This window comes from Microbacterium galbinum, assembly GCF_023091225.1.
GTDB classification, from domain to species: Bacteria; Actinomycetota; Actinomycetes; order Actinomycetales; family Microbacteriaceae; genus Microbacterium; species Microbacterium galbinum.
Map to the genome: position 1 here is coordinate 1,967,541 of NZ_JAHWXM010000001.1, position 23,953 is coordinate 1,991,493.

General features: G+C 68.7%; 25 protein-coding genes. 10 read left to right on the forward strand and 15 right to left on the reverse strand.

Going from position 1 to position 23,953, the window contains the following annotated elements; genetic code table 11:
* Positions 1 to 92 precede the first annotated feature (92 nt).
* From KZC52_RS09400 to KZC52_RS09435, 8 genes are all read right to left on the reverse strand, one after another.
* Positions 93 to 1,397 carry an ABC transporter substrate-binding protein gene (locus KZC52_RS09400; RefSeq protein ID WP_247623782.1) on the reverse strand — a complete coding sequence of 435 codons (1,305 nt, stop codon included), beginning with the start codon at positions 1,395 to 1,397 and terminating at the stop codon, positions 93 to 95.
* A gap of 465 nt (positions 1,398 to 1,862) precedes the next feature.
* On the reverse strand, positions 1,863 to 3,458 hold the full coding sequence (locus tag KZC52_RS09405; protein WP_247623783.1) for a DHA2 family efflux MFS transporter permease subunit: 1,596 nt from the start codon (positions 3,456 to 3,458) through the stop codon (positions 1,863 to 1,865).
* 156 nt (positions 3,459 to 3,614) lie between these two features.
* The gene (locus KZC52_RS09410; RefSeq protein ID WP_247623784.1) at positions 3,615 to 3,788 is read right to left on the reverse strand and encodes a CsbD family protein; all 174 of its coding nucleotides are present in this window, start codon (positions 3,786 to 3,788) and stop codon (positions 3,615 to 3,617) included.
* Between the two features lie 116 nt (positions 3,789 to 3,904).
* Positions 3,905 to 4,519 (reverse strand): hypothetical protein, encoded by a 615-nt coding sequence (locus tag KZC52_RS09415; RefSeq protein WP_247623785.1) that lies wholly within the window; start codon positions 4,517 to 4,519, stop codon positions 3,905 to 3,907.
* Positions 4,516 to 5,097: an Asp23/Gls24 family envelope stress response protein gene (locus KZC52_RS09420; RefSeq protein ID WP_247623786.1), complete on the reverse strand. Its 582-nt coding sequence runs from the start codon at positions 5,095 to 5,097 to the stop codon at positions 4,516 to 4,518. The genes KZC52_RS09415 and KZC52_RS09420 overlap by 4 nt, the downstream gene beginning before the upstream one ends.
* A complete protein-coding gene (locus KZC52_RS09425; protein ID WP_247623787.1) occupies positions 5,094 to 5,489 on the reverse strand; it encodes a hypothetical protein in 396 nt (131 codons plus the stop codon). Before KZC52_RS09425 ends, KZC52_RS09420 begins: the two co-directional genes overlap by 4 nt.
* A complete protein-coding gene (locus KZC52_RS09430) occupies positions 5,489 to 5,677 on the reverse strand; it encodes a DUF2273 domain-containing protein (protein WP_247623788.1) in 189 nt (62 codons plus the stop codon). The genes KZC52_RS09425 and KZC52_RS09430 overlap by 1 nt, the downstream gene beginning before the upstream one ends.
* On the reverse strand, positions 5,674 to 6,204 hold the full coding sequence (locus KZC52_RS09435) for an Asp23/Gls24 family envelope stress response protein (protein WP_247623789.1): 531 nt from the start codon (positions 6,202 to 6,204) through the stop codon (positions 5,674 to 5,676). Before KZC52_RS09435 ends, KZC52_RS09430 begins: the two co-directional genes overlap by 4 nt.
* A 139-nt stretch (positions 6,205 to 6,343) precedes the next feature.
* Between KZC52_RS09435 and KZC52_RS09440 the strand changes: the two genes are divergently transcribed.
* From KZC52_RS09440 to KZC52_RS09465, 6 genes are all read left to right on the forward strand, one after another.
* A complete protein-coding gene (locus KZC52_RS09440) occupies positions 6,344 to 6,916 on the forward strand; it encodes an RNA polymerase sigma factor (RefSeq protein WP_247623790.1) in 573 nt (190 codons plus the stop codon).
* A complete protein-coding gene (locus KZC52_RS09445; protein ID WP_247623791.1) occupies positions 6,913 to 7,500 on the forward strand; it encodes an Asp23/Gls24 family envelope stress response protein in 588 nt (195 codons plus the stop codon). Before KZC52_RS09440 ends, KZC52_RS09445 begins: the two co-directional genes overlap by 4 nt.
* The gene (locus KZC52_RS09450) at positions 7,497 to 7,820 is read left to right on the forward strand and encodes a hypothetical protein (protein WP_247623792.1); all 324 of its coding nucleotides are present in this window, start codon (positions 7,497 to 7,499) and stop codon (positions 7,818 to 7,820) included. The genes KZC52_RS09445 and KZC52_RS09450 overlap by 4 nt, the downstream gene beginning before the upstream one ends.
* Before the next feature lie 117 nt (positions 7,821 to 7,937).
* Positions 7,938 to 8,756: an aminoglycoside phosphotransferase family protein gene (locus KZC52_RS09455; RefSeq protein ID WP_247623793.1), complete on the forward strand. Its 819-nt coding sequence runs from the start codon at positions 7,938 to 7,940 to the stop codon at positions 8,754 to 8,756.
* Between the two features lie 254 nt (positions 8,757 to 9,010).
* Positions 9,011 to 9,763: an SDR family NAD(P)-dependent oxidoreductase gene (locus tag KZC52_RS09460; protein ID WP_247623794.1), complete on the forward strand. Its 753-nt coding sequence runs from the start codon at positions 9,011 to 9,013 to the stop codon at positions 9,761 to 9,763.
* A gap of 231 nt (positions 9,764 to 9,994) precedes the next feature.
* Entirely contained in the window at positions 9,995 to 15,484 is a 5,490-nt protein-coding gene (locus KZC52_RS09465) for a GH92 family glycosyl hydrolase (RefSeq protein WP_247623795.1), read from the forward strand.
* Between the two features lie 134 nt (positions 15,485 to 15,618).
* Here the strand turns inward: KZC52_RS09465 and KZC52_RS09470 are convergent, their stop codons facing one another.
* The 3 genes from KZC52_RS09470 to KZC52_RS09480 all read right to left on the reverse strand — a co-directional run bounded on the left by KZC52_RS09470 (position 15,619) and on the right by KZC52_RS09480 (position 16,777).
* Positions 15,619 to 15,900, reverse strand: coding sequence for a hypothetical protein (locus KZC52_RS09470; RefSeq protein ID WP_247623796.1), 282 nt, complete (start codon positions 15,898 to 15,900; stop codon positions 15,619 to 15,621).
* A 1-nt stretch (position 15,901) separates the two neighbouring features.
* The gene (locus tag KZC52_RS09475) at positions 15,902 to 16,231 is read right to left on the reverse strand and encodes a DUF7882 family protein (protein ID WP_247623797.1); all 330 of its coding nucleotides are present in this window, start codon (positions 16,229 to 16,231) and stop codon (positions 15,902 to 15,904) included.
* 105 nt (positions 16,232 to 16,336) lie between these two features.
* Positions 16,337 to 16,777, reverse strand: a complete 441-nt coding sequence (locus KZC52_RS09480; RefSeq protein WP_247623798.1) for a MarR family winged helix-turn-helix transcriptional regulator — start codon at positions 16,775 to 16,777, stop codon at positions 16,337 to 16,339.
* A gap of 128 nt (positions 16,778 to 16,905) precedes the next feature.
* Here KZC52_RS09480 and KZC52_RS09485 point away from each other — a divergent pair, with 128 nt between their 5' ends.
* Together KZC52_RS09485 and KZC52_RS09490 are read left to right on the forward strand one after the other, a co-directional pair.
* A complete protein-coding gene (locus tag KZC52_RS09485) occupies positions 16,906 to 17,148 on the forward strand; it encodes a hypothetical protein (RefSeq protein WP_247623799.1) in 243 nt (80 codons plus the stop codon).
* Complete coding sequence (locus tag KZC52_RS09490) at positions 17,148 to 17,714, forward strand: MarR family winged helix-turn-helix transcriptional regulator (protein WP_247623800.1); 567 nt, start codon at positions 17,148 to 17,150, stop codon at positions 17,712 to 17,714. Before KZC52_RS09485 ends, KZC52_RS09490 begins: the two co-directional genes overlap by 1 nt.
* 18 nt (positions 17,715 to 17,732) lie before the next feature.
* Here KZC52_RS09490 and KZC52_RS09495 read toward each other — a convergent pair whose 3' ends face one another.
* The 3 genes from KZC52_RS09495 to KZC52_RS09505 all read right to left on the reverse strand — a co-directional run bounded on the left by KZC52_RS09495 (position 17,733) and on the right by KZC52_RS09505 (position 19,888).
* The gene (locus tag KZC52_RS09495) at positions 17,733 to 19,304 is read right to left on the reverse strand and encodes an MFS transporter (protein WP_247623801.1); all 1,572 of its coding nucleotides are present in this window, start codon (positions 19,302 to 19,304) and stop codon (positions 17,733 to 17,735) included.
* 97 nt (positions 19,305 to 19,401) lie between these two features.
* Positions 19,402 to 19,575, reverse strand: a complete 174-nt coding sequence (locus tag KZC52_RS09500; RefSeq protein ID WP_247623802.1) for a CsbD family protein — start codon at positions 19,573 to 19,575, stop codon at positions 19,402 to 19,404.
* A gap of 61 nt (positions 19,576 to 19,636) precedes the next feature.
* On the reverse strand, positions 19,637 to 19,888 hold the full coding sequence (locus tag KZC52_RS09505; RefSeq protein WP_247623803.1) for a hypothetical protein: 252 nt from the start codon (positions 19,886 to 19,888) through the stop codon (positions 19,637 to 19,639).
* A 91-nt stretch (positions 19,889 to 19,979) separates the two neighbouring features.
* Here KZC52_RS09505 and KZC52_RS09510 point away from each other — a divergent pair, with 91 nt between their 5' ends.
* Together KZC52_RS09510 and KZC52_RS09515 are read left to right on the forward strand one after the other, a co-directional pair.
* The gene (locus KZC52_RS09510; RefSeq protein WP_247623804.1) at positions 19,980 to 21,545 is read left to right on the forward strand and encodes an SDR family oxidoreductase; all 1,566 of its coding nucleotides are present in this window, start codon (positions 19,980 to 19,982) and stop codon (positions 21,543 to 21,545) included.
* Positions 21,546 to 21,574: 29 nt separating this feature from the next.
* Positions 21,575 to 21,844, forward strand: coding sequence for a hypothetical protein (locus tag KZC52_RS09515; protein WP_247623805.1), 270 nt, complete (start codon positions 21,575 to 21,577; stop codon positions 21,842 to 21,844).
* Positions 21,845 to 21,950: 106 nt separating this feature from the next.
* On the opposite strand, the gene KZC52_RS09520 is transcribed toward KZC52_RS09515, so the two are convergent.
* A complete protein-coding gene (locus KZC52_RS09520) occupies positions 21,951 to 23,888 on the reverse strand; it encodes a BCCT family transporter (protein ID WP_247623806.1) in 1,938 nt (645 codons plus the stop codon).
* Positions 23,889 to 23,953: the final 65 nt, after the last annotated feature.

A 23,953-nucleotide genomic window follows, 5' to 3' on the forward strand; every position in this document is an offset into this window, starting at 1 on the left:
CCGGCACGACGGCGGAGCGAAGAGTCCCGGGGTGCGCGCCATGACACGCGCACCCCGGGGTGGTGACCGGCTGGGGAGCCGGTCGAGATCGATCAGCCCTGGGCGATCAGGGCATCGATCTTGTCCGCGGCGGTTGAGAAGGTCTCTTCGAGGTCGCCCTCTCCCGCCTGCACGGCCTGACCCCAGGCGTCGCGGAACGTCTGCCACATCTCGGTGGCGTCCGCGACGTTCGGCACGTCGACCGTGAGGGGCACCGAGGCGGCGAAGGTCGCCAGCACGGGGTTCGTCGCGAGGTAGTCGGCGGCGATCGCATCGACATCGGTGCGGGTCGGGAACTGCCCCGTGGTCTCGAGGAGGGCCAGGTCGTTCTCGGCATCCATCGAGAACTTCACGAAGTCCCACGCGGTCTGCTTGTTCTCGCAGGACGTGTAGAGGCCGACGTTCTTCGAGTCGCCGAAGGTGTAGGTGTCTGCGGCGGCCGTGCCCGCGGCGGTCGGCAGCGGCACGACGCCGTACTCGACCTTGCCGTCGAACGCTCCGGCGCCCCAGGGGCCGGCGATGCCCATGGCCGACACTCCGTCGGCGAAGGGACCGGCCCAGGCGTCACCGCTGTAGGCCTCGGCCGAGGAGTACCCCTCGGCGTACATGGTCTTCCAGAACTCGAGCGTCTCGAGGCCCTCCTCGCTCGTGAACGCGGCGGCGCCGTCGCTCACGAGCTGGGTGCCTCCCGAGTTCGCGAGGAAGAACGGGTAGAAGTCGAAGAGCGAGTTCGTGTAGTCGCCGGATGCCGGCGGGTACAGCGAGTAGTCGGCGGCGCCGCTCTCCTTCACGGCCGCGGAGGCGGCGAGCACGTCGTCGTAGGTCGCGAGCTCGGGGTTCTCGGGGTCGAGTCCGGCCGCGGCGAAGACGTCCTTGTTGTAGTAGAGCATGAAGGGGTTGGCCTTCCACGGCACCTGGTACAGGTCGCCGTCGGGTGAGCGGAAGCCGTCGGCCGCGTCGCCGGATCGCTCGGTGATGAAGGACTCGCCGTCGTCGAACGTCTTCGAGATGTTGACCAGACCGCCCTGCTTCTGGAAGGCGGGAACCGCGGCCGGCGCCGTGTTGTAGACGAGGCACGGGGTGTTGCCGGCGGTGATGGCGGCACCGATCGCGTCTTCCGACGACTTGCCCGACGGAATGGCCGCTGCGGTGACCTGCTCGTCGGGGTGGTCGGCGTTCCACGCCTCGACCACGGCTTCGGCCCACTCGATCTCCTGCTCGTTCGTCGAGTACCAGATCGAGATCGGGCCGGAGGTCAGCTCCCCGCCGTCGGGGGCTGCGTCGCCGCCGGACGAGCCGCATGCCGCGAGGGGCAGCGCGAGGGCGGCGAGGGCGAGAACACCTGCATAACGCTTCATTGCGAGAAACTCCTTCGTTCGGTCGCCTCGGGTCGGCTACCTGCTGTGGTGGGGCGATCGCGGAGGATCGCTCGACCCAAGTAAACCGGTTTTGTAAGCGTGCGTCAAGAGTGTGCTCTTCGCACACAGAAGGAGCGAATAATCGCGCGAAAAAGACATTGCCGATGTCGCCCAGGCACTAAACAGAACTAAACCGAAGGGTAGGCTCCCGCCCCCGGACCCGTCCTCAGCGCCCGAGCGGGATCACCTCGGTGTGTTCCACGCCGTTCGAGTACGAGACCAGCTCGACCTGGGTGGCCGTCTCGCGCACGGGGCGTGCGAACTCCGCGACTCGCGCAGACTCGAGCGCCTTCCACTCCGGGCCCGTTCGGGAGGAGATCTCCGTGATGGGAGGACGAATTCTCGGAATCCATCCTCCCTTCCGTGTGATCTCCTCCCAAACGCAATGCGACTAAACCGAGAGGCTCAGCTCTCTCCATCGCGCCGGGATGACTGCGCCGCCGCACCCCCGAGCGACACCGTCGCGAGGAGGCCGAGGGCGAGGAAGCCCGCGGCGGTCCACGCCGCGTAGCGCGTGCCGTCCGAGAATGCCTCGCGCGCGGCATCCGCGGCGTCCGCCGTTTCGGGGTTCGCCGCCAGTCCGCTGATCGCCGCGCCCGCGCTGTCGACCACCGACGAGACCACCTGATCGCGCTGAGCCGTCGGCACGCCCTGGTCGTCGAGCGAAGCGGCGAGGATGCCGGCCGTGCTGGTGAAGAGCACGGTTCCGAGGATCGCCACTCCGAGCGCCGCCCCGAGCTGTCTCGAGGTCGACTGCGTGCCGGAGGCGGCGCCGCTGTCAGCCACCGGCACATCGGCCAGAACGACGCCGGTGAGCTGGGCGGTCGCGAGCCCGACACCGACCCCGTAGACGAACAGGAGAGGGATGAGCGGAACCCACGAGGCATCCGGACCGATCGCGAGGCCGACGCCGGCGACACCGACGATCTCGGCGAGGAGTCCGATGCGAACGATCCATACCGGCGCGATCCGACCGCTCGTCGCCCCCGCGATGCCGCTCGCAAGGAACGAACCGCCGGCGAGCGAGAGCAGCAGAAGACCCGTCTGCAGCGCGTCGAAGCCGAGCACGAACTGCAGCCACAGCGGCAGGGCGAGGATGATCCCGAACTCGCCGAGCGAGACGACCGCGGCGGCGATGTTGCCGTTGCGGAACGACGTGATCGAGAAGAGCCGCAGGGCGAGGAGGGTCGAGCGACCGGCGCGCTCACGATGAACGCCCCAGGCGATGAAGGCGACGAGCCCGACCAGCGCCAGCGCGAACGCGAACGGGATGGGCGAGATGTCGAAGGGCCAGGTCCAGTCGCCGATCTCGGGCCGCTGCTCGACGCCCCACCAACCGTAGGTGCGCCCCTCGATCAGACCGAAGACGAGGCTGCCCATCGTGACGACCGAGAGCAGGGCCCCCACCCCGTCGATGCGCTCGGCACGATCGCTGCGCGTCTCGGCGACGGTGAGCGCGACGCCGATGATGATCAGCACGCCGAGCGGGATGTTGATGCCGAAGGCCCACCGCCACGAGAACGCGGTCGTCAGCCATCCGCCGAGCAGCGGCCCGACGGCGGCCATGCCTCCGATGGTCGACCCCCACACCGCGAAGGCGATCCCGCGTTCACGGCCGCGGAAGGTGGCGTTGATGATCGACAGCGTGGTCGGCAGGATCATCGCCCCACCGACCCCCTGGGCGAGTCGGGCGAGGATCAGCGCACCGCCGTCCGAGGCGAGCGACGCCAGCACCGACGACCCCGCGAAGACCACGACGCCGATGAGCAGCATCCGCCGTCGCCCGAACCGGTCGGCGAGACTGCCGAACACCAGCAGCAGGGCGGCGAAGACGAGGGTGTAGGACTCCTGCACCCACTGCACCTCGGTGGAGGTGATGCCGAGGTCGTCGACGATCGCCGGGATCGCGACGTTCACGATCGTCGAGTCGACGATGATCAGCGACACCGCGATGCTGATGAAGACCAGGCCGACCCACCGCAGCCTCTCGTGCTTTTCCATGATCTCTAGCTTAGCTAGCATTCTCGATCTGCAACAGTCTTCGGTGCGCTCACCGCCGGAACCGCAGGCACGAAAACAGGGGCGGGGCCGTCGAATGGCCCCGCCCCCTCCCACTGTCCCCAGCAGGTCTCACCCAGCGCGCGGCTGGGAATCATGTCAGCCCTTGAACGCGTCCTTGACGTTCTCGCCGGCCTTCTTCACGTCGGCCTTGGCCTGATCGGCCTTGCCCTCGGCCTCGAGCTTCTCGTTGCCGGTCACCTTGCCCGCGGCCTCCTTCGCCTTACCGGCGATGTCCTCTGCGGCGTTCTTGATCTTGTCGTCGAGTCCCATGATGTTTCCCTTCGTGATGGTGGTTCTGGCGGCGGGGTCCTGCCCCCGCCGTCCTCCCGTCGGCCGGTGCGTGACCGACGGCGAGTCTGTGCAGCCCGGTCAGCGGGCGGATGCCGTCACGACAACCGCCTCTGATCGTGGGCGAGCCGCGCGCGCAGGCTGGTGTGGATCGACACGTAGGCGGCGGTCTCGCGGCCGGTGAGCGTGGCGAGGTTGGTCAGCAGCCGATCGAGGTGATCGACCAGCTCGCGCGGATCCGTGTTCTGCCGCGGGGTGACCGCCACGTGCAGCACCGGCTCGTGGCGCACGTCGTTGGCGGTCACGCTCGCCGAGAGGATCTCGTCGCGGCCTGCGAGCGACTTCTTGACGGCATCCGACACGAACGACTCCGTGACGGTGACGCGTCCGAGCGGGTTCTGCGCGCCGGAGGAGCGCAGTGCCGTCTTCGACCGACGGCCCGAGACGCTCGTGAGGGCGAGGATCAGCAGCGCGATCACGACGACGATCGCGACGACGGCTCCGACACCGATCCACGAGGCGGCCCCGCCGGCGATCGCGGTCGCGGCGCCCGCCTGATCGAGCCAGGTCTCGGCGTTCTTGCCGGCATCCGTCCAGACGTCGGCCGCGGTCGGCCAGCTCAGGAGGGCGATGCCGACGGCACCGAGGGCCAGGAAGATCAGGCCGATGAGGAGCAGCAGGGTGCGGTTCAGCGCACGGTTGGTGGCGTTCACAGGTCGGCGTCCTTCTCGGTCGCGCGCTCGATGCGAACGCGGGTGCGGATGCTGCGGGTCAGCCGATACGTCTGCAGCTCGGACTCGGCAAGGGCGAGAACCTCGCTCTGCTCGAGGGGCACTCCGGCGCCGGGGCGCACGGTCACGTCGATGCTGCGGTGGCCGACGCCGACGGTGATGGCGTCGCGCGCGATCCCGGTCTCCTCGGAGAGATGCTGGGCGAGGGCGCTCGCGATCACGCCGTTGTCGACGACGACCGCGCGGTCGCCCGCATCGAGGGTGTGCTTCGACAGTCGCCCCGGGGTGATCGCCAGGATGACGAACACCAGGCCGATGAGCGCGAGCACGACGCTGCCGGCGATGACGAGACCGGCGGGCTGCGTCGGCAGGCCGACCAGCCAGCCCGCGGCCGCCGCCGGGCCGACGAGGAGCGCGGGCTGAGCGGCGAGGCTCAACACGATCTCGAGGGCGACATAGGCGAGGGCGAGGATGAGGAGGACGACCGCGACGAACATCGCGACGGTGCGCGGCGAGTGGGTCTCGCGTCGGATGACGCGGCGAAGTGCGGGGGTGCTCATCGCACTCGTCTCCTTTCGGGAATGATGGCGCCGGTGATGGTGAGGGCGACGCGGGTGACCTCGTGGCCGAAGAGGCCGGTCAGCTCCCGCTGCAGGTGCTCCTGCAGCTCGCGGGCCCGGTCGAGCACCGGGGTGGTCTGGGCGATCGCGGCGGTGTCGTCGAGATCGGGCACGGGAAGCGGTGACGAGATGCGCAGGGCGAACCCTGCGCCTCGCGCGACGACGTCGGCCTTCACGTCACTGCGGGAGACGCCGATCACCGATGCGGATGCCTGTTCCGCGACCGTGCGATAGACGCGTTCCTTCACCTCGACGCGGCCCGGGACGGACTCCCCGCCGGTGGCCTGCCCCGCGGGGCGGCCACCGGCGATGACGTTCTGGTCGACGCGCATCAGGAGGTTCGCCGCCCCGTGATGACGTCGGCGAGACCGCGGACGTCGAGCTTGCCGGAGGCGATGCGTCCGACGATCGCTCCGACCCCTGCGAAGACGGCCATGAGGAGGAATCCCCAGAAGCCGAAGAGCAGGGCGGCGAGGGCGAGAAGTGCGCCGATCAGGGCGCCGGTGGCGGTGGGGCTCATGAGACGCGCGACTCCTCGTTCTCGTGGGTGTTGTCGTCACCGGGCACGTGCACGTCGTTGACCTCGACGTTGACCTCGACGACCTCGAGGCCGACGAGACGGGTGATCGCCCCGGCGACGGCGGCGCGGACGTTGTTCGCGACGGTCTGGATGGGTGCGGGGTACTCGACGACGATGGTGAGGTCGGCCGCGGCCTGGGTCTCCCCGACCTCGACCTTCACGCCCTGTGCGAGGTCGGTGGCGTTGATCACGTCGCGGATCGCGCCGAATGCGCGTGCTCCGCCGCCACCCAGTGCGTACACACCGGGCACCTCACGAGCGGCGATACCGGCGACCTTGGCCACCACGCCCTCGGCGATCGTGGTCGTACCGGCGGCGTCGACATCCGCGGGAATGCGAGAGGTCGAGAACCCGGCGGAACGGTCCACGCGGGGAGCGACGGCGGCCGGCGTCGGGGTGCCGGTGGTGTCGGGCAGCTCCTTCTCGGCGGGGCTGGTCGACGTGTTCTTCTGATCCTGCGTTGCCATGACGTGTCCTATCTCTTTCGACGGCCGACCACAACCCCTGGGGGATCCGGATCGGGAGCGATAACGTCGCTCACAAGTAAGAGGCGCGGATCACGCGATCCGTCACAAAAAAGTTTCAGAAAGTTCTGGTGGAGGTCCGATGGCCCGCTCGACAGGTCCGCGCAGCGGCGATCTGACGGTCGTCTCGGATCGCGTCCTGGTGCATCGCTCCGTCGACGGCGACTCCTCCGCCTTCCGCGAGATCGTGCGGCGGTATGCGGGTTCGATGCGGGCGTACGTGTCGCGCATCGTCGGCTCTCTGAGCGAGGCCGACGACGTCGTGCAGAACGCCCTCGTCACGGCGTGGCGCCAGCTCGACTCCCTGCGGGATCCGGATGCCGTGAAATCCTGGCTCATGCGCATCGCCAGCCGCGAGGCCTTCGCCTTCATCCGCAGACGCCCCACGGATGCCACGCTCACCGGCTACGATGCCCCTCATACCGAGAGCACCCAACCCGAGCAGATCGCGATCCGCAACGCCCAGCTCGCGGCCCTGTCGAAGGCCCTCGATACGCTGCCCGAAGATCAACGACGGTGCTGGCTGCTGCGCCAGGTCGCAGAGCTCAGCTACACCGAGATTGCAGAGGAAATGGAAACCTCACCCAGCACGGTCAGAGGACTCCTCTCCCGTGCCCGTTCGAGCATCACGATCCAGATGGGAGGCTGGCGATGACCGCGCACGATCACGATGACGCGCTCGACTGCGGCACGACCATCGATCAGCTCTCGGACTATCTCGACCGCGACCGCACGCCGCGCGACCCGCACATCGAGAGCTGCCCGGACTGCCTCAACGCGCTCGAGGCGCTCGAACGCGTGGGTCGCCTGTCGCGCGACCTCATCGATGCGGATGCCGCCGAGCTGCCCGCGCCTCCCGAGTCCTGGTTCGAGCGCATCTTCACCTCCATCCAGGAGGAACTGCGCGCCGGCCGCAGCCTGCCCATCAGCCACCCCGATCCGCGTGTGCAGATCACGGTCACCGAGGGGGCAGTGCGCGCGCTCCTGCGTGACAGCGGAGACGCGATCGACGGCGTCTTCATCAGCCGCACCGAGATCGTCGGCGACGCCGAGACGCTCGGCGCTCCCGTCGAGATCAACCTGACGGCATCCGTCCGCTTCGGCACGTCGATCCAGCACCTGACAGACGAGCTTCGCGAGGTCGCCTACGCCGCCCTCGCGAAGCACACCGACCTGAACGTCGTCGCCGTCAACATCTCCGTCGAAGACATCCACACCGACATCAAGGATGTGTCATGAGCACCACCACGCCCGACGAACCCGTCGACCTCGCCCGCCACGTGCGCACCGTTCCCGGCGTCACGAACATCTTCACGGCGCGGCCGCTGCTCGCCCGCCTGCCGGAGGTCGTCGCGGCGGCATCCGCGAAGGATTCCGACGGGCCGGTGGCCGACATCCTCGTCTCGACCGAACCCGATGGCACCTCGGTCGTCTCGACGCGCATCGCCACCTCGACCGACGACAGCAGCGTCGCCACCGCGCGCCGCGTCGCCGACACTCTCCTCGCGCACACCCCCGACACCGCACGCATCCAGCTGCAGATCGCCCGCATCCGCTGACCGCTCTTCATCGCTTCCCGAGCGCGCGAAGCGAGACGAGGCGCCTCCGCGGCGTGCGCCACCCGACAGGAGCGACGTCCCACGACGGACCGTCGTCGCGCACGTATGCTGTCCGGCATGCAGTCCCACACGCACGACCTGACGTTCACCGGGGGTGAGGTGCAGAAGAGGTTCCTCACCTGGTCGGAGGGGGAAGCCGACCGGGAGTGGGCCTGTCTCCAGGCGATCGAGGCGCACGCACCGGGCATCGCGCCCCGGCCGCTGAGGCGCGAGACGGTGGGTGGCCACCCCGTGGTCGTCATGTCGCGGCTTCCCGGTGACGCTCTCGGGGGCGCACCTCTGACTCCCGCGCAGACCGCGTCTCTCGGACAGACCCTGCGGCGGCTGCACGGCATCCCCCTCGACCGGGTCATGGCATCCGGAATCGGCGAGCGCCGCCTCGGCCCATCCACGCTCCGCCCCGCTCTTCGCGGATGGCTCCGCGCCCCCGAGGACCTTTCGGCATGTCACGATCCGGCTCTGGTACGCGCGGGCATCGACGCCGCGGCGGCCTGGCTCTCGTCGTCTGATGCGCTCCCCGCCCCCGAGATCGTGAGCCTCGGGATCGCAGACCTCAATCCCGCGAACATCCTCTGGGACGGGCGCACCTGCCGCCTCGTGGATTTCGAGGACGGCGGGCTCACGGATCCGGCCTATGACCTGGCGGATCACGTCGAGCACATCGCGGGTCGCCTCACGGGTGTCTTCGACGCGGGAACTCTGCTGGCCGCTGTGGGGATCTCGGACGAGGGTAAGGATCGGTTCCACGCGTACCGGCCCCTCTGGGCCGCGTTCTGGCTCGCGATGCTCCTTCCGGGGAACGGAGGATTCTCCCGCAACCCGTCGGGCTCGACGGAAGCCCAGGCCCGCCATCTGCTCGGGCTCCTCGGTCAGTGAGCCCGGGTCGCCTAACCCCTCGGAGCGAGCGCCCGCCCCGCGCCCGTTCGGGAGGAGATCTCCGCGTGGGGAGGACGGATGCGGGAATTTCCTCCTCCCATCCGTGAGAACTCCTCCCGAACGGATGCCGAACACCACCCGAAAACTCCATTCACGCGAATCCACCCACTCGGAACAGGCGTAGGCTGGAGAGAAGGACGGACCGTCCGAGAAGATCTCCCGGAAGCAGTGCCCGCCCGGGAAGAAGCCCACCCATGGCTCAGTACGACGTTTCGGACCGCTCGGCGATCGTCACGGGAGCAGGCAGCGGAATCGGCAAGGCCACCGCCCTCCTCCTCGCGAAGAACGGCGCCGCGGTCGTCGTCAACGACCTGAACGCCGAGCACGCGAACGCGGTCGTCGAAGAGATCCGTGCCGCGGGCGGCGTCGCCGAGGCATCCGTCGGCGATGCGACCGACCCGGCCTGGATCGCCTCCTCGGTCGAGCTCGCGAACTCCCTCGCCCCGCTGCGCATCGGCGTGAACAACGCGGGTATCGGCGGAGCATCCGCCCCCACCGCCGAGTACACCGACGAGGCGTGGGACAAGGTCATCTCGATCAACCTCAACGCCGTCTTCCGCAACATGAAGGCGCAGCTGCCCGCGATCCTCGCCAACGGCGGCGGTTCGGTCGTCAACGTCGCGTCGATCCTCGGCAGCGTCGGCTTCGCCAACTCCCCCGCCTACGTCGCCGCGAAGCACGCGGTCGTCGGTATGACGAAGTCGGCCGCTCTCGAGTACTCAGCGCAGGGCGTGCGCGTGAACTCGGTCGGCCCCGGCTTCATCGACACCCCGCTGCTGGCGACCATGGGCGAAGAGGCGAAGGCGTACCTCGTGAGCAAGCACCCGATCGGCCGCCTCGGCCAGGCCGACGAGGTCGCGAACCTCATCGCCTTCCTCGCCAGCGACGCAGCGAGCTTCGTCACCGGCAGCTACCACCTCGTCGACGGCGGTTACACCGCCCAGTAAGCGGATGCCGCGGGGCGGGCTGCTTCGACAGGCTCAGCAACCCAGCCTCTGAGGCTCAGGGACCCAGCTACCAGCTGCTGGGTCCCTGAGCCTGTCGAAGGGCCCCGCCCCGCCCGCCGACATCTTTCGTTCACCTGTTGTTGGACATCGCGTCCACAAACCTCCATAGTGTTCCTGACAGCGTTGTCAGAATGCGGGCAGCGCATCCACCCACCACATGGAGGTAATCGCATGCCCCCCATGCGTTCGGCATCCCCCGGCCGACACATGAGAAGACGCCGCGCGGCCCTCGCCGCCGGAATCATCACCGCCCTCACGGCGTCGTCCGTCCTCGTGACGCCCGCCGCCTATGCCGAAGAGGTCTCGACGCTCACGCCGTTCGAGGCTGTCGACCCGTTCATCGGCACCCAGATGAACGACGCGAACAACGGTCGCGGCAACGACCATTACGGCAACACCTTCCCCGGCGCGACCGTGCCGTTCGGCATGGTGCAGTCCAGCCCCACCACGTTCGAGACCGGCAACGGCCAGCAGTTCGGCGGCTACGAGCACGACGCCGACCAGATCCGTGGCTTCGGCATGACCCGCCTCTCGGGCACGGGATGCCGGTCGAACTTCGGTGGCTTCGACTTCCCGGTCATTCCCTTCACGGGAGCCCTGACCGACGGCGCCCTGCCGACCAACCCGGCGAACGCGATCGGCGAGTACTTCCTCGACTTCTCGCACGACGACGAGACCGCCGAGCCCGGTTACTACTCCGTCGGCCTCGAGAACGTGCAGGCCGAGCTCACCAGCACGACCCGCACCGCGGTCAGCCGCTACTCGTTCGACGAGACGGCCACGACCTCGACACTGCTCTTCGAAGCCGGCGGATCGAACAACCAGGTGCACGCCTCCGACATCGCCTTCGACCCCGCGACCGGTGAGCTCACCGGCTCGGTCAAGGCCAACATCGTCTGCAACGGCGGCTCGCAGTACACCGCCTACTTCTCGGCGACCTTCGACCAGCCGGTCGAGTCGTTCGGCACGTGGACACCGGCGGGCGTGCAGGCCGGCGGCACCGAGGCATCCGCCGCTACCAAGCACGGCGCCGGCGCCTACCTGACCTTCGCGGACGGCGCGGATGTCACGGCCAAGATCGGCCTGAGCTACGTCTCGGTCGACGGCGCCCGCGCGAACGCGCAGGCCGAGACCGACGCGCTTGACTTCGACCGGACCCGCGCTCAGGCGCGCGCGACCTGGGAAGAGGGACTCGGATCGATCGATGCGACCGGCGGCACCGACCGTGACCGCATCACCTTCTACACCTCGCTGTACCACTCGCTGCTGCACCCGAACACGTTCCAGGACGTCGACGGCCGCTACACGGGTTACGACGGAACGATCCACAGCGTCGAGGAGGGCCGCGACTTCTACGTGAACTTCTCGGGCTGGGACACCTACCGTGGCCAGTCGCAGCTGGTGGCCCTGCTCTACCCGGAGCGCGCGAGCGACATCAACCAGTCGATCGTCGACATGGTCTCGCAGTCGGGCAAGTGGACGAGCTGGCCGACCTACAACCAGATCCAGACGAAGATGAGCGGCGACTCGCTGCAGAACATCGTCGCGGCGACGGATGACTTCGGCTCGACCGACTACGACCGCGCGAAGGCTCTCGAGAGCATGCTCGCTACGCAGACGCTGCCGATGACGAACACCGGACGATCGGATGCCGTGATGTACGGCATCCACGGATGGATCGACGGAGACAAGCAGGGCGCCGCGACCTCGCGCACCATCGAGTACACGACGAACGACTTCGCGATCGCGCAGATGGCGAAGCGCCTCGGCAACGAGGCCGCGTACGAGCAGTTCTCGACCCGCTCGCAGAACTGGAAGAACATCTTCAACACGGCCACCGGGCACATCGACGCCCGCAACCGCAACGGCTTCCTGAACACCTCGCTCACCACGCAGGGCGCGCAGTTCGAGCAGTCGACCGGGTACCAGTACGGCTTCAACGTGTCGCACAACATGGCCGACCTCATCGACCTGCGCGGCGGCAAGGACGAGGCCACCGAGCAGCTCGACCGCATCCTGCGCGATCTCGACGCCGGCGCCTTCAGCGACGCCGCGTACATCGCCAACCAGCCCAGCTTCGGCCTGCCGTGGGTCTACAACTGGCTGCAGGCTCCGCACAAGACGACAGAGACGCTGTACCGCGCGGCCGACGAGCTGTTCACCACGGCTCCCGACGGCCTGGCCGGCAACGACGACCTCGGCTCGTTCAGCGCCTGGTACGTGTGGGCCAACATCGGGCTGATGCCCGCGATCTGGGGCACCGCCGACCTGCTGGTCTCGGCGCCGATGTTCGAGCACATCGAGATCACCTCGATCGGCTCCGACCGCACCATCTCGATCGACGCTCCCGGCGCCGGCGACGACCGTCGCTACACGACGGGCCTGTCGGTGAACGGTCAGGCGCAGACCGCGTCGTGGCTGCCCGCCGACTTCGCCCGCTCGGGCGGAACCCTCGACTTCACGATGGGCGCGACGGCCTCGACGTGGGGCACCGGCGAGGGCGACGTGCCCCCGTCGTTCCGCGACGGCAGCGACAACCGCAACTCGATCGGCATCACCTCCGACGGCGCCGTCAACATGGGAGGGCTGGATGCCGGCGGCATCGGCCTCTCGCGTGAAGACCTCGCAGCGGCGGGCGTCACCGGTGGGGCGAAGCTCCCCCTCGGTGACACCGGTGTCGAGTTCACCTGGCCCGACACGGTGGCCGGCGAGGTCGACCACTGGATCCCGAACGGCCAGGTCCTCGACTTCGGCGACGTCGCGGCATCCGGGATCTCCTTCCTCGGTCTCGCGACCAACGGCCCCTCGCGCGGCACCGCCCTGGTGACCTACACCGACGGCTCGACGAAGAAGGTCGACGTGCGCCTCACCGACTGGACGAACACGGGCGCCGAGCCCGGGAACATCCGCCTGGTGCCGCTCACGAAGCGCAACACGCTCGCCGGTGGCTCCGACACCGCCAAGCCGACCCTCTTCGCGACGGCGGTCGTTCCGCTCGACACGAAGAAGACGGTCAAGAGCGTCACCCTGCCGAACGACGTGTCGAAGGGCATCATGCACGTCTTCGACGTCGCACTGCGCCCGCTCGATGCGACCGAACCGGGTGAGCCGACGCTGCCGACGCGCCCCGATGCGCAGGAGCCGACCGAGCCGACCGTGCAGGCGCCGATCGACATCGACGGCACCGCGGTCACGAACGCCGACACCGTCTGGCGCTTCCACGACACGACCGACGACCCCGCCGCGGGCCTGGCGACCCACACCGGTTGGACCGCCGCCGACTACGACGACACGTCGTGGAAGACCGGCACCGGCAGCTTCGGCGCGAAGAACGGCGTGATCGGCGACCTGGGCGGCGGCTACACGCCGAGCACCCTCGTCACCCAGTACAAGACGGGCACCACCAATACGGAGGCGTTCTTCTTCCGCACGACGTTCGAGATCGACGAGGCCGACCTCGCGCAGATCACTCAGCTGAACGGAGAACTGGCCTACGACGACGCGGCACGCGTGTACGTCAACGGGCAGCTCGTCGGCGGCTTCGCGGATGCGCGCATCGGCAACGGCCCGAGCAACATGGTCTACGCCGGTGACAACGGGTCGGCGCCGCTGACGGGTGCGTTCACGGTTCCGGCATCCGCTCTGCGGGCGGGCACGAACACGATCGCGGTGCAGGTGCACAACACCAACGCGACGAGCTCCGACGTGTTCATGCAGCTGACCTCGCTCACCATCGCCGCCCAGGGCGCTCCCGCCGCGATCTCCGACGTGCTCCTTCACGTGGGATCCGACGAGACGCAGCGCAACCTGACGTTCTACACCGACCGTCGGATCGCGGCGCAGGTGCAGGTGGCACCGGCATCCGCACGCACCGGCGCCGGATTCCCGGTCGCCGAGGCGCGCACGCTCGACGCCACCACTGCGCAGGCCCGCGACGGGCGCTACTCGAACCAGGTCGTCATCGACGGACTGGCCGAGGAGACCTCGTACCTGTACCGGGTCGGCAACGACGAGATGGGATGGTCGCGCTCGTACGAGCTGTGGACCGGCACGTTCGACGAGACATACAGCTTCGTCTACCTGACGGACGCGCAGATCGGTGCGTCGGGCAGCTGGCAGAACGACCGCGACCGCTGGGCCGCATCGCTCGGTCAGATCGACCAGTTCGAGAAGGATGCCTCGATGATCGTGAGCGGTGGTGACCAGATCGAGACGCACCGTTCCGAAGACGAGTACGCCTCGCTGATCGCCCCCGAGCTGCTCAAGCAGGTGCCCTTCCAGGCGACGATCGGAAACCACGACAACCAGTCCGACCAGTTCAACTCGCACTTCTTCACCCCGAACCGCTCCGAGACCCACGGGTACGAGGGCATCGACGGGCGAGCCGGAGGCGACTACTGGTACACCTACAACGGCGTGCTCTACCTCAACATCAACACCAACGCGCGCAGCACCAACGAGGAGGACCACGCGGCCTTCCTGCGCGAGGTCGTCGAGGAGCAGGGCGCCGACGCCAACTGGATCGTCGTCGTCATGCACCATTCGCTGTACTCGGCCGCGTTCCACTCCGTGGAGCAGGACGTGAAGGAGCGCCGTGCGGCCCTCGCACCGGTGTTCAGCGAACTGGGCATCGACCTGGTGCTCGCCGGTCACGACCACATCTACACGCGCAGCTACCTCATGGACGGCACGACGCCGGCCGGAGACCTGGAGGCGCAGGAGAAGTCGGGTGTGACGCTCGCGGCCGAGGAGGGGCAGGTGCTGTACGTGACCGGCAACTCCTCGAGCGGCAGCAAGTTCTACGGTCTCGACGCGTCGTCTCCCGAGGCGGCCATCAAGGACCAGTCGAACCAGCCGCAATACACCGACGTCGACGTGACGCCCGAGGCGATCACCCTCACTACCTACCAGACGATGGATCGCAAGGTGATCGACGAGGTGACGCTCACCCGCACGGCGAACGACGAGAAGGGTCCGGAGTTCGCGGGCCTTCCCGCCGAGTCCGAGGTGGCGCAGGGACAGCCGTTCGAGCCGCTCGCCGGAGTCTCGGCGACCGACGAGATCGACGGCGACGTCACCTCGGCGATCACGGTCGAGGGCACGGTCGACACCACCAAGCCCGGTGTCTACACGCTCACCTACCGGGTGGCCGACCTGGCCGGCAACGAGACGGTCGTCGAGCGGGCGGTGACCGTGACCGCGGTCGAGCCGACGTTCGGCGGTGTCCCGCCGACCCGCACCGTCGTCGAGGGCGAGGAGTTCGACGAGCTCGCCGGGGTCTCGGCGAAGGACGCGAACGGTGTCGATCTGACCGACCGGATCGAGGTCGAGCTGGTGCAGGCGGCCAGCGCGGCGCGCATGGTCGGGCCGTCGGCGGGCGCGTACGCGCTCGTCTACACGGTGACCGACGACTACGGCACGACGGCGGTCGCGCAGAGCGCGGTCACGGTGGTGCCGCCTGCCGATCCGACCGACCCCGGCACGGGTGCCCCCGGCACGCCGGGTGGCGGCGGGGTCGTCGCCCCCGGAGACGGGACGGATGCCGGTGACGGCACGCTGCCCGCGACGGGCGGCGGAGCTTCGCTGCTCTGGATGCTCGGCATCCTGGCCCTGCTCGCCGGCGCGGGCCTGATGATCCGCCGCCGCAACGCGCAGGTCTGAGTGAACGAAGAGGGGGCCGCGGATTCTCACCCGCGGCCCCCTCTTCCGTGTCCGGGCCCGTCGTCTCGTCGCCGCTCTCCTCGCTCAGGAACCGGTTCCTGAGCGAGCGCAGCGAGACGAAGGGCGCCGATCCGTCAGCGGGCCAGCGAGCCCACTCCGGTGGCCGCGATCACGGCGACCTTCGCCCCTTCGAGTTCGTCGAACCACCCGATGTGCTCGGAGGTCGGCCCGAAGGCGTGATAACCGGGTTCGGGGTCGGCGGCCTTCACCGAGCCGAGGAACACCCCGCGCTCGTTGCCGACGTGGAATCCTCGCTCGACCTCGACCCAGAGGCCGCGGGGAGGCAGGGTAACAGTGAACCGGCGGCGCGGTTTCGCGAGTGACGCGCGCGACGCCTTGCGATCTCGATGGGGCATGTCAGGCGCTCACAGTCTGGAGTTCGCGGGCCTGCTCGAGCGACGAGGCGTACTCTTCGCGCGAGAGGTCGAGACCGTTCGCGGAGTTCGCGGCCTCCATCATCTTCGCGAGCAGCGGACGATGCAGCTGCGGGTCTCCGTCGAACGAGAACCGGAGGGGGATGGAGGCGTGGATCCAGAGTGTCTGGACCGTGCCGTCGAAGGTCGGAACGGTGAGGGCGAACGACTCGTTGCGCCGGAGCTTCGTGACGGTGACGGCACGGAGGTGAACGAGCAGGGCGTCATCCACGTCGATCGGGGCGTTGGTGTTTCCGTAGGTCAGGTGTCCCATGCTGCTCTCCTCGTGGTCGAGACTGCGTGAGATTTACATTACTAGGTTACCTAGTTACTTTCAAAGCAGAACGAAACATCGACCGATATAACGGTCGACGCGAACCTACGGGAGGTCGTCGATCTCCTCGGTGAGCCGACGCAGGAAGCGGGCGACCACGTCGGTCTGCTCCGGGGTGAACTCCTCGGCGATCGCCTCGATGCGGCGGGTGAGGTCGTCGACGGGCGAGTTGATGTCGCGCAGAGAGGGGCGCAGCACCTTCGACCGGGCATCGGCTGGGTGCGGGGCGACCACGATCTGACCGCGCTCGTGCAGACGGCGGATCACGCTCGTGATGGCCGCCGTGCTCACGCTCAGGTGCGCCGCGAGATCACCCGGCGTCACCGGGGCGTCGGCCGGCGCGTCCGCGATGAAACGCATGGCGACGCGGTCGGTGTCGTTCGGAGCGCGCACCGCAGCGAGGCGTCGCGCGAACTGCGCATCGACCCGACGGAACTCGTCGACGCAGTGCACGAGATCGGATGTGATCGTCGTCGTTTCGTTCACCAAGTGTCACCCCCTGACCCCTCCATGCTACAAGACGCTCACGTAACGAGGTGGCCTAGCGGTTTTCAATGGCGATCAGGGCGTCCATCGGGTGAGAAGATGGAATACCGCCCGCCGGAAAGGATGCCATGGCTGAGCGATTCACTCTCGACGAAGCGGGATACATCCTGTATTCCGACATGGTCGAGCGCCTGCGCGAGCGCTTCCCCACCGTGCCGGTGTGGCGGCTGGAGCAGGTCGCAGCCGCCGAGCACGACGCGATCACCGGTGGCGTGCTGCAGATCGTGCCCGCCGAGGTCGAGGACGGCACGATCGAGATGCTCGAGCGCGAGTCGCAGAGCGTGAGCGCCGAGAACGAAGGGGTGGCGTGATGGAGAGTTCCGAGGAGTTCACCCGCTCGGGTTACTGGTACCCGGAAGTCGACTCCGCGAGCACGGTCGACGTGCTCAACCTGCTGCGCCGCTACCGCTCGGCCGAGACGGCGATGCGCGCCCGCACGCGCGCGTCGATGCGCATGAACGAGACCGACCTCGTCGCGCTGCGCTTCCTGCTGCGCGAGCAGCGCGCCGGACGCATCGTGCGCTCGATCGACATCGCCCGCATGCTCGACATCTCGACGGCATCCACCACGACCCTCATCGACCGCCTCGAGAAGGGCGGGCACGTCCGCCGCGAGGCGCACCCGACCGACCGCCGCGCGGGCATCGTCGTCCCCACGGTCAGCAGCGACGACGAGGTGCGCCACACCCTCGGTGCGATGCACCGGCGGATGCTGTCGCTCGTCGACGAGATGTCCGACAAGGAGCGCGCGGTGGTCACCCGCTTCCTCGCCGGCATGACCTCGGCGATCGAAGAGGCATCCGATCTCGATCAGGAACTGCGCGACGTGATCCGCGACCACGAGGAGTCGCAGGAAGAGGGAGCGGCGGGCGAGTAACCCGCCCGCCTGCCCGCCTCAGACCTTCTCGGGCTCGGCCGGCTCGGCGCCGTCGGCGTCACCCGCGGCATCCGCTGCCTGCTCGACCCGCTCGGGGAACAGCTCGTCGAGGTCGAGGTCGGGGTTGTCGTCCTGACCCTCGACGAGCTCGATGGCCTCCTGCTCGGTCTGCACGCTCGGCATCGCGCCGGGCAGCGGTCGGCGCGCCGACTCCTTGAGCACGACCACCGCGATGAACCCGGCGATCGACGTGCCGATCACGTAGAACGCTGGCGCGAGCGACGAACCCGTCATCTGCACGAGCGCCTCCATCACGACCGGCGCCGTGCCGGCGAACAGCGCCACCGCCAGGTTGTACGAGATGCCCATGCCGCCGTAGCGCGACGACGTCGGGAAGAGCGCCGGCAGCGAGGAGGCGAGGTTGGCGACGTAGAACGTCACCGGGAACGCGAGCAGCACGAGGCCCAGAACGGTCGACCAGATCTCGCCGTGCATCATGAACAGGAACGCGGGCACCGCGAGCACGATCGCCGAGGTCGAGCCGATGAACAGCACCTTCTTGCGGCCGATGCGGTCGGAGAGCCGACCGGTGAGCGGGATGCAGAGGGCCATCGCCACGAGCACCGGGAGCGTCAGCAGCGTGCCGTGCACCTCGTCGTAGCCGAGGGTTCCGGTGAGGTACGTGGGCATGTACGAGGTGAGCGCGTAGCCGACGGTGTTCGCCGCGGCGACGAGCACGAAGGCCGTGAGCAGCTCGCGCCAGTACGCGCGGATGAGGGCGATGACACCCTTGGGCGCATCGGCCGCGGCCTGCGCTTCGTCGGCGGCGTGGGCCGCGGCATCCTGCGCTTCCTGGAAAGCGGGGGTGTCTTCGATCTTGAGTCGGAAGTAGATGGCGATGAGACCCAGCGGCAGCGCGACCAGGAACGGGATGCGCCAGGCGAAGCCCTGCATGACGTCGGCCGACAGCGTGAGCTGGAGGATCGAGACGAACGCCGCGCCGATCGCGAAGCCCATGTAGGAGCCGAGGTCGAGCAGCGAGGCGTAGAACCCGCGTCGCTTGTCGGGCGCGTACTCGGTGATGAAGGTCGTCGCCCCGGCGTACTCGCCGCCGGTGGAGAAGCCCTGCGCGAGCTTGAGCACGATCAGCAGGATGGGCGCCCAGACCCCGATGACCGAGAAGTCGGGCAGTACACCGATGAGGAACGTCGCGGCGGCCATCATGATGAGCGTGAAGGCGAGCACGCGCTGACGCCCCATCCGGTCACCGAGCTGGCCGAGCACGATGCCGCCGAGCGGGCGCGCGACGAAGGTCACGGCGAAAACGCCGAGCGAGAAGAGCGACTGCGCCCCGGCCGAGGCATCCGGCAGGAACGCCCGTCCGATGATCACCGCCAGGTAGCCGTAGACGCCGATGTCGTACCACTCCATGAGGTTGCCGACCACGGTTCCGGCGACCGCCCGTCGGAGCATGGGGCGATCGACCACCGTCACGTCGTCGACCGTGAGCCGACGCGGTTCGGTGGGCGCCGGTCGGAAGCGGCGGAGCAGCCGCTGCCAGAGGGATTCGCTCTTCACGGGATCGGACATGTCGTTCTCACTTTCTTCCCGTCGCGAGGCGAATGCCCCGGGACAGAGTTCGGGGAGACGGTACACCCACCGTCTCCCCGAAGTTCCTGCGGCTCGCTCAGTTGTTGAAGGCGTCCTTGACGTTCTCGCCCGCCTTCTTCACGTCGGCCTTGGCCTGATCGGCCTTGCCCTCGGCCTCGAGCTTCTCGTTGCCGGTCACCTTGCCCGCAGCCTCCTTCGCCTTACCGGCGATGTCCTCTGCGGCGTTCTTGATCTTGTCGTCGAGTCCCATGGGGGGCTCCTTTCTTCTCGGTGGTTCGCGATGGTCTGGTGGGGCATCCGGGGATGCCGGGTCATCCGGAGAGCAGCAGTCCGGCCATGAGCGGAGCGGACGCCGCGGCGACGAGCGAGACGCCGCCGACGATCCCGGCGGCGCGCCAGAAGGATCGGCGCTCGACGGGAGCGGTGATGCCGGACATGCGGCCGACGGCCTGCCGGGCCGACAGCGGGGTGAGGTCGACGCCGTCTGCGGGGATCATCCCGGGCGTCCGGCGGAGGGCGCGTCGGGTGCCGATCGTGCGGGTCTTCTCCACTGCCGGGGACATCGAATCACCTTCCTCGGAAGAAAGATTACTAGTTTGACTAGTGAAACGCCAGCCTAGTGAAATCTCCGGTGATCCGACCTACGCTCGGGACATGACCGAGCTCACCCAGCCCACCGGACGCGAAGACGACCTGCGCGCGATCCCCCGAGACGACGGCAGCGCCCCCGTCGCCCTGGTCCTCGGGGCGACCGGGTACATCGGCGGACGCCTCACCCCGCGCCTGCTCAACGCCGGGTACCGCGTGCGGGTTCTGGCGCGCGACGCGGCCCGCGCGGCATCCTTCCCCTGGGGTCCGGACTGCGAGATCGTCGAGGGCTCGGCCGACGATGCGGATGCCGTGGCCGAGGCCATGCGCGACGTCGATGTCGTCTACTACCTGATCCACTCGATGGGCGCCGGCAAGGACTTCGAAGAGGCCGACGAGCGCGCGGCGCAGACGGTGGCGGATTCCGCGGCGACGGCCGGGGCCCGCCGCATCGTGTACCTCGGCGGACTGCATCCCGACGACGTGAAGCTGTCGCCGCACCTGCGTTCGCGCGTGCGGGTGGGCGAGGTGTTCCTCGAATCGGGAGTGCCGACGCTCGTGCTGCAGGCCGGGGTCGTGATCGGGTCGGGCTCGGCGTCGTTCGAGATGATCCGTCACCTCACCGAGGTGCTGCCGTACATGCCCGCCCCGAAGTGGGTGCGCAATCACATCCAGCCGATCGCGATCCGCGACGTGCTGCACTATCTGCTCGGCGCGGCACGGGTCGACGAGAGCGTGAACCGGGCGGTCGACATCGGCGGACCCGACGTGCTGCGCTACGGGCAGATGATGAACGGCTACGCGGTCGAGGCCGGACTCCCCCAACGCGCGATCGCCGCCCTCCCCGTGCTCACCCCGGGTCTCGCCTCGCACTGGGTGAACCTCGTGACGCCGGTGCCGCGCTCGATCGCGCGCCCGCTCGTCGCCTCGCTGCAGAACGAGTGCGTCGTGAAGAACCGCGACGTCGACGACCTCATCCCGCGGCCGACGGGCGGCCTGACCCCGTATCGCCGGGCCGTCGCGCTCGCGATCGGCCGGTCGAACAACGACACGATCGAGACCAGCTGGCAGGATGCCGAGGTCTCGGGCGCACCGAGCGACCCGCTGCCGAGCGACCCCGACTGGGCCGGGCGCACGGTGTTCACGGATGCACGGTCGCTCGAGACGACGGCATCCGTCGATCAGCTGTGGCGCGTGATCCTGGGCATCGGCGGATCGAACGGCTGGTACTCGTCGCCGTTCCTGTGGGCGGTGCGCGGTCTCATGGACCGCCTCGTCGGCGGGGTCGGCCTGCGCCGCGGACGCCGCAGCCGCACCGACGCCCGGGTCGGCGACGCGATCGATTTCTGGCGCGTCGAGGCCGTCGAGGCACCGGGCACGACGACGGATGCCTCACCCGCCAGCGGAGGGCTGCTGCGGCTGCGCGCCGAGATGAAGGTGCCGGGCTCGGCCTGGCTCGAGCTGCGCGCCCTGCCGGAGGGGACGGGCGCCCGGTACGAGCAGCGGGCGGTGTTCTTCCCGCGCGGGCTGAGCGGACGTCTGTACTGGCTCGCGGTGCTGCCGTTCCACGGTGCGATCTTCGCCGGCATGGCCGCCCGCATCACCGCCACGGCGGAGGGTGCGGAGGAGTAGCGCGCCCCTCGTCTGGATAGGCTCGGGGCATGACCGCGGCCGAACCGAACCCGTACCGTCACCTCATCGCGCTGGCCGCGGGGATCGTGGCGCTGATCGTGTTCCTCACGTTCACGAGCGGCGTCATCGGCTATCTCGTCTCGATCGTCGTCGCCGGAGCGGCAGTGTTCGTCGGGCACCGCGCCCTGCGTGACCGCGGGCGGTTCTTGCTCGCCGCGATCCTCGGACTCGTGCTCAGCTACTTCGTGCTGATCACCTCGGTCGGCCTGCTCGTCGTGCGCCTGACCCGCCTCGGCTGAGGTTTCGCCGGGTCGGCCCTTCGTCTCGCTGCGCTCGCTCCGGAACCGGAACCGGTTCCTGAGCGAGGAGCGCAGCGACGAGACGAAGGGTCCCCGCGCACACCGATCAGTCGACGCGCGGCCGCTCCGGAGCGTCCGTCTGCTCGGGGTCGACGGCGGCATCCACCGCGGCATCCACGTCTCGCTGCGGGATGATGTCGATCGCCTCGGTCGCCGCCTCGTAGACCTCGGAGAGCGTCTCGTCGACGGTCTCCTCGTCGATCCAGGCGAGGTCGTCACCCGAGTGGTCGTACTCGACGGGCACGAGGGCGAAGTCGTCGCCGTACTCCTCGAGGCCGGCCATGACGCTGTGGCGCACCGCCGCACGGGCATACAGCTCGCGCAGGATCATGGGGTCGCGGCGCAGGTCGATCATGAACGCGACCATCATGAACGCCATGATCACCGCGAACGGCAGCGCCGCGATGATGGTCACGTTCTGCAGTGACTGCAGTCCGCTCCCCTCGTCACCCGACACGAGCACGACCGCGGCGATCGCGCCGACCAGGGCGCCCCAGGTGACCGTGACCCAGCGCGCGGGCTCCGGACGACCCTGCTGCGACAGCGTGCCCATCACGAGCGAGGCCGAGTCGGCGCCGGTGATGAAGAAGATCGAGATCAACAGGATCAGCAGGATGCTCGTGATCAGCGGGAAGGGCAGGTTCTCGAGCACGCCGAACAGCACCTCTTCGGGCGGATCGACCACGAGCCCGGCGCCGTCCATCTGCTGGCTGATCGCCGTGGTGCCGAAGATCGCGAACCAGATGAGCGAGATCGCCGAGGGCACGACGATCACGACCGCCACGAACTGGCGCAGCGTGCGGCCGCGCGAGATCTTCGCGATGAACATGCCGACGAACGGCGACCACGAGATCCACCAGGCCCAGTAGAAGATCGTCCAGCCCGAGAGGAACGTCTCGACCTCGGCACCCTGCGACGCCGAGCGGGCGATCATGGTGGGCAGGTCTCCGAGGAACTGCACGGCCACCGAGGGGATGACGTTGAGGATGAGCATCGACGGTCCGACGAAGAACACGAAGAACGCGAGCACCAGCGCCATCACGGCGTTGGTGTTGGAGAGCGCGCGGATGCCCTTCGAGACGCCAGAGACGGCCGAGGCGATGAAGCAGGCGGTGAGCACGGCGATGACCGCGATCAGGATGCCGTTGCCGACCTCTCCGATGCCCGTGACGAGCTCGACGCCGTGGCCGATCTGCAGGGCGCCGAGTCCGAGCGAGGCGGCCGTGCCGAAGAGCGTGACGATGATCGAGAAGATGTCGATCGTGCGGCCGAGGGGACCGGTCGTGCGGCCCTCACCAAGCAGCGGCGCGAAGATCGAGGAGATCAGCGGGGTGCGGCCGCGGCGGAATGCACCGTAGGCGATCGCGCCGCCGACGAGCGCGTAGAACGCCCAGGCCTGCGGACCCCAGTGGTAGAGCACCTGGGCCTGCGCGGTGTGCATCGCCTCGAGGGTGTTGGCCTCGACGGTGCCGGGCGGCGGCGTCTCGAAGAACGTGAGCGGCTCGGCGGCACCCCAGAACACCAGACCGATGCCCATGCCGGCGGCGAACAACATCGAGATCCACGAGAACATCGAGAACTCGGGCTCTTCGTCGTCGCGGCCGAGCGGGATGCGCCCGTACCGGCTGAAGCCGACGAACAGCATGAACACGAGGATCACGGTGGCGATCGTCGTGAAGAAGAAGCCGAAGTACTCGACCACCCACGCAAGCACACTGCTCGCGGTGCCCGACAGGTTGTCGCCCGCGAACACGCCCCAGGCGATGAACGCGACGGTCGCGAGGAGCGCGACACCGAACACGAGGTGGTCGGTGCGATAGGTGCGCCCCGTCTCTTCGACCGAGACGCCGGGGATCAGCGCCGGGTGCAGTCCGCGTGGTGGAACGGCCGACATGTCGCGGACGATCTTGCGGCCCGTCTCGGTGGCCTTGGGGACGATATTGGTGGCGGTGGTGCGGGGAGGCTTCTCTTCGGGGGTCTCCATGAGAAACCATTCTCCCACGGCGCGTTCACAGGCACGGGGGCTTGCGCGGGGTGGGGCCCTTCGAC